Origin of the sequence: Microcystis sp. LSC13-02 (assembly GCA_002282935.1) — a bacterium.
Taxonomy (GTDB): domain Bacteria; phylum Cyanobacteriota; class Cyanobacteriia; order Cyanobacteriales; family Microcystaceae; genus Microcystis.
Genome location: MTBT01000141.1, coordinates 19,330 through 28,138, shown reverse-complemented (window position 1 = coordinate 28,138; position 8,809 = coordinate 19,330). Strand labels below are relative to the sequence as shown.

At 40.7% G+C, this 8,809-nt stretch carries 9 protein-coding genes; 6 read left to right on the top strand and 3 right to left on the bottom strand.

Annotated features, from left to right (window positions below):
- Window positions 1-103 precede the first annotated feature (103 nt).
- Both BGL89_RS08615 and BGL89_RS08610 read right to left on the bottom strand, forming a co-directional pair.
- Complete coding sequence (locus BGL89_RS08615; protein ID WP_286825361.1) at window positions 104-760, bottom strand: hypothetical protein; 657 nt, start codon at window positions 758-760, stop codon at window positions 104-106.
- A gap of 2 nt (window positions 761-762) precedes the next feature.
- On the bottom strand, window positions 763-1,755 hold the full coding sequence (locus BGL89_RS08610) for an ImmA/IrrE family metallo-endopeptidase (RefSeq protein WP_286825360.1): 993 nt from the start codon (window positions 1,753-1,755) through the stop codon (window positions 763-765).
- Between the two features lie 222 nt (window positions 1,756-1,977).
- On the opposite strand from BGL89_RS08610, the gene secA reads away from it, so the two are divergent.
- Both secA and BGL89_RS08600 read left to right on the top strand, forming a co-directional pair.
- Entirely contained in the window at window positions 1,978-4,791 is a 2,814-nt protein-coding gene (gene secA, locus BGL89_RS08605; protein WP_286825359.1) for a preprotein translocase subunit SecA, read from the top strand.
- A gap of 234 nt (window positions 4,792-5,025) precedes the next feature.
- Entirely contained in the window at window positions 5,026-5,187 is a 162-nt protein-coding gene (locus BGL89_RS08600) for a hypothetical protein (RefSeq protein ID WP_286825358.1), read from the top strand.
- A gap of 80 nt (window positions 5,188-5,267) precedes the next feature.
- Here the strand turns inward: BGL89_RS08600 and BGL89_RS08595 are convergent, their stop codons facing one another.
- Window positions 5,268-5,471: a hypothetical protein gene (locus BGL89_RS08595; protein WP_286825357.1), complete on the bottom strand. Its 204-nt coding sequence runs from the start codon at window positions 5,469-5,471 to the stop codon at window positions 5,268-5,270.
- 79 nt (window positions 5,472-5,550) lie between these two features.
- Between BGL89_RS08595 and ispF the strand changes: the two genes are divergently transcribed.
- From ispF to argS, 4 genes are all read left to right on the top strand, one after another.
- Window positions 5,551-6,030, top strand: a complete 480-nt coding sequence (ispF, locus tag BGL89_RS08590; RefSeq protein WP_286825356.1) for a 2-C-methyl-D-erythritol 2,4-cyclodiphosphate synthase — start codon at window positions 5,551-5,553, stop codon at window positions 6,028-6,030.
- Between the two features lie 41 nt (window positions 6,031-6,071).
- Entirely contained in the window at window positions 6,072-6,299 is a 228-nt protein-coding gene (vapB, locus tag BGL89_RS08585; RefSeq protein ID WP_286825355.1) for a type II toxin-antitoxin system VapB family antitoxin, read from the top strand.
- The gene (locus BGL89_RS08580) at window positions 6,299-6,685 is read left to right on the top strand and encodes a type II toxin-antitoxin system VapC family toxin (RefSeq protein WP_286825354.1); all 387 of its coding nucleotides are present in this window, start codon (window positions 6,299-6,301) and stop codon (window positions 6,683-6,685) included. The genes vapB and BGL89_RS08580 overlap by 1 nt, the downstream gene beginning before the upstream one ends.
- 92 nt (window positions 6,686-6,777) lie before the next feature.
- The gene (gene argS, locus BGL89_RS08575; protein WP_286825353.1) at window positions 6,778-8,535 is read left to right on the top strand and encodes an arginine--tRNA ligase; all 1,758 of its coding nucleotides are present in this window, start codon (window positions 6,778-6,780) and stop codon (window positions 8,533-8,535) included.
- Window positions 8,536-8,809: the final 274 nt, after the last annotated feature.

Sequence of the window (8,809 nt, the reverse complement as noted above, 5' to 3'; positions counted from 1 at the left end):
TCAAGGATTTAGTGGTGCTTCGCTGTTCTATATTGGTCGGGTTTCATCCCGTCAGTGAAACTGAGGGTCTTCACCCGACATTTAAGATAAACAACAAATTTTGCTATCCTTGAGGGTAGGGATAAAGTAAGTTTACCGTTTCTTTTCTTAATTGCCTAATTTCAGTTGCTAACGCTTCTCTGACTTGCTGCTCTGCTGATTCTCTGCTATAACCGAATATAAGTTTAAGATTAGTGTCACAATCTCTAAAGGGGTAAACTTTCTCTTGAATACAATTAAATCCATAAATTTCAATATCTTTTAAAATTAATTGTTCTAAACACCATATTTTACCTTCAAGGTAGCCAGTAATCTGATTAGTTTCAGGAACATTTAAATTTTTTAAGCAGCGTTTATCTCCCGTGAGTAAATAGCTTAAATTATTTTGTTTATTCAAGTAGCTAACATAACTGAGGAGAATAGCCTCACCTATGTCTATTCCTTCGATTTTCTGTAATTGAATAAAATCCTCCTGATTGATATTATTGATTGATATTTTATCGCAAGTTTCAACGACAGATAAAGCGTCTTCTAGGTTATATTTAACAGGGTTTCTCTTTCTTTTTTGTTGCGCTTGCCTTTTAAATTTATATTGAAATGTCTCAAGAATTTTAACTTGATTAATCTCAACTCCAAAGGTATTGAGGGTTTTCTCAAATAAACCACAGGTGGCCAATTTTAGGATAATGTCATTATCCAAACAATAAACAGAACCAGTCAAGATTAAACTCCTAACACCTTTTCTAGATACTCGTAGGTTTCGTCATCAAATTTATCCCAGTCTAACTGATTGGCCAAATATTCATTAATAATCTTGTTGCCATTTGGGTTAGGTTCTAATACTTTTAAAGTCTTCATGGCTAAAGCAAAGTAGTCCCTATTATGCCATCCATAGTTCAGAATAATTGCACCTATGTCAATATCGGGATGATGAGAGATAAAATGTTCTTGAACATATTTACTCAATTTTTCAGTATTTTGGAATTTCCCATCCCCAAGGCAGTTATCACAATCACCTAAGAGTAATTCAGTGGCAAATTGATTAGCTTCTTCTTCTTCGCAATCATTATCAAATGTAATGTCTTCATCAACTAATACCCCATTGTTTAGATGTGCTAATGCTAAATGTCCTAATTCGTGTGCTAAGTCAAAAGCGAGTCTTGCCGACTGTTGATGTTTTGAACTAAGAATAATTACAGGAGAAGTGGAATGCCATTGAATTAATCCAGCAAATTTATTAGTATTGTTAGGAAAATGATCAAAGTATCCTACCGCTATTCCCTGAGACCAACAATAGTCTAAAAGAGAGGTCAAGTCAACCTTTGGCTGGTCACTTAAGATGTCTTCCCTGATGGTTTTAGCATCCTTAGGTAAAGGGGTATAATTAACTTCAACCCCCAAGGAAATTAACTCAGCAAACCGACTCGCTAAAGCTTGCGCTAGATAGGGATGTTGGTTATTTTGGCTATTGTGCTGTTTAAATTTAGTATGGGGAGGTCTATTAAATTTGACCTCTTCTTGAGGGGTTAATAAAGATGAGAGGTCAAGATTGAGGTTTTTGGCGATATAACCGGCTCCTTCTAGAACCGCAACGGGTTTATCATTGAGTTCATCATCCCACCAACTGGGTAAGCCATTTTTTCGGACATAATTTTTTTTAAGTCCGATTTGTGAGAGTTTCTGGTAGAGGGATGCCATGGTAAGGCTTTCTGTCATGGTTTCACCCTCCTTTGTCGGCAATACTAAGTTTTTTAAGGTTTTAGGGAATCAAAGTAGATCAGTATATTCTTAGCTCTAAGATACCATCTCTAACTTAATTTTTGCCCACTGGCAAGAGTCCCTTTTCACCGATAAATGACTCTCCACTCCCAACGAGAGTGATACAATTGTTAACACCACAGACCAAGAGCCAATCGAAGCGAGAGAATCAAAACTGCTATGTTAAAAGCCCTACTCGGAGACCCCAACGCCCGCAAAATTAAAAAATTTCAGCCCCTCGTCACCGAAATCAACCTGCTGGAAGAAGATATTAAAAACCTATCCGATGACGAATTAAGGAGCAAAACCAGCGAATTTAAGGAAAGATTGGACAAAGCGAGAAATTATGAGCAAAGAGAGGAGATTCTCGAGGAAATCCTCCCCGAAGCTTTCGCCATTGTCCGGGAAGCGGGCATCCGAGTCTTAGGGATGCGTCACTTTGACGTACAGTTATTGGGGGGAATGGTACTGCACAAAGGACAAATCGCCGAGATGAAAACCGGGGAAGGAAAAACCCTAGTTGCCACTCTCCCCGCTTATTTGAATGGATTGACCGGAAAAGGGGTTCACGTCGTCACCGTTAACGATTATCTCGCCCGTCGTGACGCGGAATGGATGGGGCAGGTACATCGCTTTTTAGGGTTAAGTGTGGGACTAATTCAAGCCGGTATGAGTCCGGAAGAAAGAAAGAAAAATTATGCCTGTGACATCACCTACACCACTAACAGCGAACTCGGCTTTGATTATCTGCGCGATAACATGGCTACAGTGATGGGGGAAGTTGTCCAAAGACCCTTTAACTACTGCGTTATCGACGAAGTGGACTCCATTCTTATCGATGAAGCGAGAACTCCATTAATTATATCAGGAGCGATCGATCGGCCCACAGAAAAATATATTCTCGCTGCCGAAATCGCCAAGCAATTAGTGCGCCAAGAAGTAGAAGACGGACCGGGAGACTACGAAGTTAACGAAAAAGACCGTAACGTTTTAATGACCGATGAAGGCTTTAAAAAAGCGGAAGAACTATTAGAAGTTACCGATTTATACGACCAAGAAAATCCCTGGGCGCACTATATTTCTAACGCTATTCGTGCCAAAGAACTCCAGAAAAAAGACGTTAACTATATCGTCCGCAGTGGTGAAATTGTTATCGTTGATGAGTTCACAGGACGGGTATTACCGGGGCGACGTTGGGGCGATGGTTTACATCAGGCAGTGGAAGCTAAGGAAGGGGTAGAAATTCAACAGGAAACCCAAACCTTAGCCACGATTACCTATCAAAACTTTTTCCTACTCTATCCGAAATTATCCGGCATGACCGGGACAGCCAAAACTGAAGAAACGGAACTAGAAAAAGTCTATAACCTGCAAGTAACAATTATTCCCACCAACCGCGTTTCTCGTCGGCAAGATTTAGCCGATGTGGTCTATAAAAATGAACAGGCAAAATGGAACGCCGTCGCCGAAGAATGTCAACAAATGCACGAAGAAGGCCGCCCGGTTTTAGTCGGTACTACCAGTGTGGAAAAATCGGAAGTGCTTTCGCTTTTATTACAGGGAAGAAAGATTCCCCATAACTTGCTTAATGCTCGTCCAGAAAACGTGGAAAGGGAATCGGAAATCGTCGCCCAAGCAGGCCGGGCCGGCGCTGTGACAATTGCCACGAACATGGCAGGACGGGGAACCGATATCATCCTCGGTGGTAACTCCGACTATATGGCCCGATTGAAAATTCGCGAGTATTTAATGCCCAAATTAGTTATGCCCGAGGATGACAATTTGGCCTTTAGTTTACCCAGTTTAGGAGAACGCAATCGCCCCCAAGGATTCGCTCCGGGTAAAAAGAAAAAAAACTGGCGCGCCTCGGCGGAAATTTTTCCCACTGAGTTACCGAAAGAGGTAGAAAATACCCTGAAAGAAGCGGTTAAATTTGCCGTTGATACCCACGGAACTCAAAGTTTACCGGAATTAGAAGTAGAAGAAAAAATCGCTATTGCGGCCGAAAAAGCTCCCACGGATGACCAGGTTATTCAAAAGTTACGGGAAGTCTATAAATTAATTCGCAAAAGTTATGAAGATTACACAGGTAAAGAACACGATGAGGTAGTAGAAAGAGGCGGACTGCACGTTATCGGGACGGAACGCCACGAATCCCGCCGTATTGACAACCAATTGCGAGGCAGAGCGGGCAGACAGGGCGACCCCGGTTCCACACGCTTCTTTTTAAGCCTAGAAGACAATTTATTGCGGATTTTTGGGGGCGACCGCGTGGCGGGTTTAATGGATGCCTTCCGGGTGGAAGAAGATATGCCCATTGAATCGGGAATGTTGACTCGTTCCTTGGAAGGAGCGCAAAGAAAAGTGGAAACCTTCTATTATGATGCCCGGAAACAGGTGTTTGAATACGACGAGGTGATGAATAATCAACGGCGCGCTATTTATGCCGAACGTCGTCGGGTTTTGGAGGGGATGGACTTAAAAGAACAGGTGCTGCAATACGCCGAAAAAACCATGGATGAAATCGTCATGGCTTATATTAATCCCGAACTGCCGGCGGAAGAATGGGATTTAGAAAAACTGATTAGTAAATCTCAGGAATTCGTCTATCTCTTGGCAGATATTACCGCTAAAGATATCGAGGATATGAGTGTTAATGATATCAAGATGTTCCTCCACGAAGAAGTTCGCAAAGCTTACGAAATTAAAGAACGTCAAGTTGATAGTATTCGCCCCGGTTTAATGCGCGATGCCGAACGTTATTTTATCCTGCAACAAATCGATATGTTATGGCGCGAACACCTGCAAGCTATGGAAGCTTTACGCGAGTCGATTGGTTTACGCGGTTACGGTCAAAAAGACCCCCTAATTGAGTATAAACAGGAAGGCTACGAGATGTTTTTAGAAATGATGATTGATATCCGTCGTAACGTGGTTTATTCCCTGTTCCAATTCCAACCGCAAGGACAACCCCAAGCAGTGGCTAGTGAATAGTAAAAACTAAAAGTTGGCTTAAATTGGGGAGAATTGGCTAAGGCTAATTCTCTCATTTTTTTACCCCAAGAAATCAGTCACCCACAATCCACACTAGGACGAAAATTATCAGTCCAATCACTCCATAGGACAGCAACGACCCCAAAAAATTGAGGATTTGTACGGGAAAATGAATCAAAACTTGGTAAGTAAAATCGGCAGCTGCCAGCAAGGCAGCGAAAAACATAATCACAAGTGTTATCATGCTTAATATCTTCTCAATCTGATAGAATAAATGGCTATCCTTTGCGGGAATTGGCAGTGGATAGTCAGAAGTTAGGAGATTATCCCCAAGAAAAAACTCGGAGTTACTCTCCCGATTCTACCGCAATTTTAACAGCGATCGAGTTATACTAAATCTTAGTTAACAAGTATAGAGTGGCAAGTGGGGAGAAGGCAGCGGGTTTTTAAAGTTCGATTGGCAGTTAATAATACTATTAAAAAGGAGCCATCATTACAGATATATCAGCAGCTGCCTGTAAGCATCCCACCGAAAAACTAATGCGCTCCGGGGTTTGGGGGGTAGAACCCCCCAAAAGCTTGGATTGAGTGATAAAATCGAAAGTAACGGCAGACTTTAGCAGAGAGTTTCCCTTTAAAAATACTAACTTAGTTGATTGACAAAAATAAGATGCACCCATTAAAAACAAATAAATATTTCCCCGTTTCCCGTTCCCTTTTGCGATAAGATAATTAATATAACTCCAAGAGGACTGCTCTATGAATATTCGTATTGGTAACGGCTACGATATCCACCGATTGGTGACAGGAAGACCTTTAATTTTAGGAGGAGTAGAAATTGCCCATACTGTCGGTTTATTGGGTCATAGTGATGCCGATGTCTTAACCCACGCTATTATGGATGCCATGCTAGGGGCGCTTAGTTTAGGCGATATCGGTCATTATTTTCCCCCCACAGACCCGCAATGGCAAGGGGCGAATAGTTTAAAATTATTAGAGCAAGTTAATCAATTAATTATCGATAAAGGTTGGCAGATTAATAATATTGATTCGGTAATTGTCGCCGAAAAACCGAAAATGAAATCCCACCTTAGTGCGATGCGAACCAAGTTAGCAGAAACTCTCAATATTAATCCGGAACAGGTGGGAATTAAAGCCACTACTAACGAACAATTGGGACCGGTAGGACGAGAAGAAGGTATCGCAGTTTATGCCGTGGTTTTATTGGTTAAGGAATAAGTAATTAGTAAGAATTCGCTCAGATTAAATATCCCAAACCTATGAATATAGACACAAAAATATTAGAAACTGTCGAAGCAATGCCAGAGTTATTAAAAATAGAGCTGCTTCACTATGCTGAATATTTGATGGCCAATTATCAATCAGATGTTATTATAGAGAAATCTTCTCTTAGGAAACGTCGTTCAGGAATTTTACAAGGTACATTTACCTTGCCTTTGTCCGATGACTTTGATCAGTCTTTGGAAGATTTTCAGGAATATATGTGATGACATCTTTTCTTCTGGACACCCATACTTTCATCTGGTTAACTGAAAACGATCCTAACTTGCCTAATAATCTTCGGGAGGAAATTGATTTTGCTCCTGAAGTTTATGTCAGTATTGTTAGTCTCTGGGAAATTGCGATTAAGTTAAATTTAGGTAAGTTAGCCCTACAAAAAAGTTATGAAACCATTGAAACTAAACTAGAAGCATCAGATATAATCTTACTGTCTATATCATTTTCTGATACTCTAAAAATTTGTACTTTACCCTTGCATCACCGTGATCCATTTGATAGAATGCTAATTGCTCAATCTCTAAACAGATCGCTAATTCTAATTAGTAAAGATACTAAATTTGATGCTTATAATGTACCAAGAAAATGGACGTAATGCCCCGTTCGGATCAATTCTATTCAAGATGAGAGCAAAATAAATTTCCTAATTACCCATAGATTTCTAACATTCATTCCCAAATTCTCTCTATGACTGCCATTATCCAACAAATAAAAGAACGCTTTTCCCAGTCCCTAGTTAAATCCTTTGGGGAAAACTTCGCTGATACCGATCCTCTAATTGTGGCCGCTAGTAACCCCCGTTTTGGCGATTATCAATGTAATATTTCCCTCTCTTTAGCCAAAGAATTAAAACAAAAACCGCGGGAAGTGGCGGCAACTTTACTAAAAAATCTAGAGATAGATGATCTCTGTCAAACCCCCGAAATTGCCGGACCCGGTTTTATCAATCTTACCCTTAAACCCGGTTATCTAGAAACCCAATTAAAAGACCTAATTACCGACAACCGTTTAGGAGTTGCCGCTGCTAACCCCAGTCAAAAAATTATTGTCGATTTTTCCAGTCCCAATATTGCCAAAGAAATGCACGTTGGTCACTTGCGATCAACTATAATTGGTGATTGTATCGCCAGGATTTTGGAATTTCGTCATCATCAAGTAATTCGTCTTAATCACGTCGGGGATTGGGGTACTCAATTCGGGATGTTAATCACCTATCTACAAGAAGCTTATCCTAGCGCTTTAACCCAAGCAGATGCCCTCGATTTAGGGGATTTAGTTAGCTTTTATAAAAAGGCAAAAATTCGTTTTGATGAAGACGAAAAATTTAAAGAAACTGCCCGTCAAGCTGTAGTAAGATTACAGTCGGGTGATCCTCAAAGTCGTCAAGCATGGCAGTTACTTTGTCAACAATCACGGCGGGAATTTCAGAAAATCTATGATATTCTCGATATAAAACTGACCGAAAGAGGTGAATCTTTTTATAATCCTTACCTTGAGGCAGTAATCAGAGAATTAGATCAACAGGGATTGCTAACAGAAGACAACGGTGCTTTATGCGTCTTTCTCGATGGTTTTACCAACAAAGAGGGCGATCCTTTGCCCCTAATTGTCAAGAAATCCGACGGCGGTTATAATTACGCTACCACCGATTTAGCGGCAATTTGTTATCGAGTCCGGCAAGATAAAGCTGAAAGAATAATTTATGTCACCGATGCTGGACAAGCTAACCATTTTGCCCAAGTATTTCAGGTGGCTAAAAAAGCGGGATTTTTACCCGATAATGTGGCAGTGGTTCACGTCGCTTTTGGATTAGTTTTAGGGGAAGATGGTAAAAAATTAAAAACTCGTTCCGGGGAGACGGTAAAATTACAAGAATTACTCGATCAAGCGATCGCCTGTTCCCTAGCTGACTTAGAAAAAAGACTGGCAAGCGAGGAAAGAGAAGAAACCGGCGATTTTATCGCTAAGACTGCCAAAACTGTCGGATTAAGTGCCGTTAAATACGCCGATCTCAGCCAAAATCGCAATAGTAACTACGTTTTCAGTTACGACAAAATGCTCAATCTGCAAGGCAACACCGCCCCCTATATGCTGTACGCTTACGCTAGAGTCCAGAGTATCAGTCGCGAAGGTGGTATTAATTTTCAGGATTTAAGTGCCAATTCACCGCTAATTCTCAAGGATGAAAGCGAATTAATTCTGGCTAAACAATTACTGCAACTTCCGCAAGTAATTAGCACCGTGGAAGAGGATTTATTACCCAATCGTTTATGTGATTATCTTTACGAACTCAGTAAAAAGTATAATCGTTTCTACGAAAGTTGCCCTGTACTCAAAGCGGAAGAACCGATTAAAACCTCTCGTTTAGTTTTGTGTGATTTGACGGCAAGAACCCTAAAATTAGGCCTATCTCTCCTAGGAATCTCCGTTTTGGAAAGAATGTAAATCAGTCATCAGTCATCAGTTATCAGTTATCAGTTATCAGTTATCAGTTCACTGAAAAATTCATAATTCCCACACCCCACACCCCACACCCCACACCCCACCCGTTGGATTGCGTATCTTTGACAAAAGCGGGTGCTATTTTATACCCCGAAAAAATGTACTATGCTGACGTGAAAAAACCTGAGTTTTTGCTAACCTAGAAATAGCTCTAATCAGAGCCAATATCTTTGGACGAAGCTTAGAGATTAATCTAGATAAACTCACTCGTGACGTT

Coding starts and splice junctions, on each gene's coding strand:
- BGL89_RS08610 (WP_286825360.1), bottom strand. CDS start 1,755: ATGACAGAAAGCCTTACCATGGCATCCCTCTACCAGAAACTCTCACAA.
- secA (WP_286825359.1), top strand. CDS start 1,978: ATGTTAAAAGCCCTACTCGGAGACCCCAACGCCCGCAAAATTAAAAAA.
- BGL89_RS08595 (WP_286825357.1), bottom strand. CDS start 5,471: ATGGGTGCATCTTATTTTTGTCAATCAACTAAGTTAGTATTTTTAAAG.
- ispF (WP_286825356.1), top strand. CDS start 5,551: ATGAATATTCGTATTGGTAACGGCTACGATATCCACCGATTGGTGACA.
- vapB (WP_286825355.1), top strand. CDS start 6,072: ATGAATATAGACACAAAAATATTAGAAACTGTCGAAGCAATGCCAGAG.
- BGL89_RS08580 (WP_286825354.1), top strand. CDS start 6,299: ATGACATCTTTTCTTCTGGACACCCATACTTTCATCTGGTTAACTGAA.
- argS (WP_286825353.1), top strand. CDS start 6,778: ATGACTGCCATTATCCAACAAATAAAAGAACGCTTTTCCCAGTCCCTA.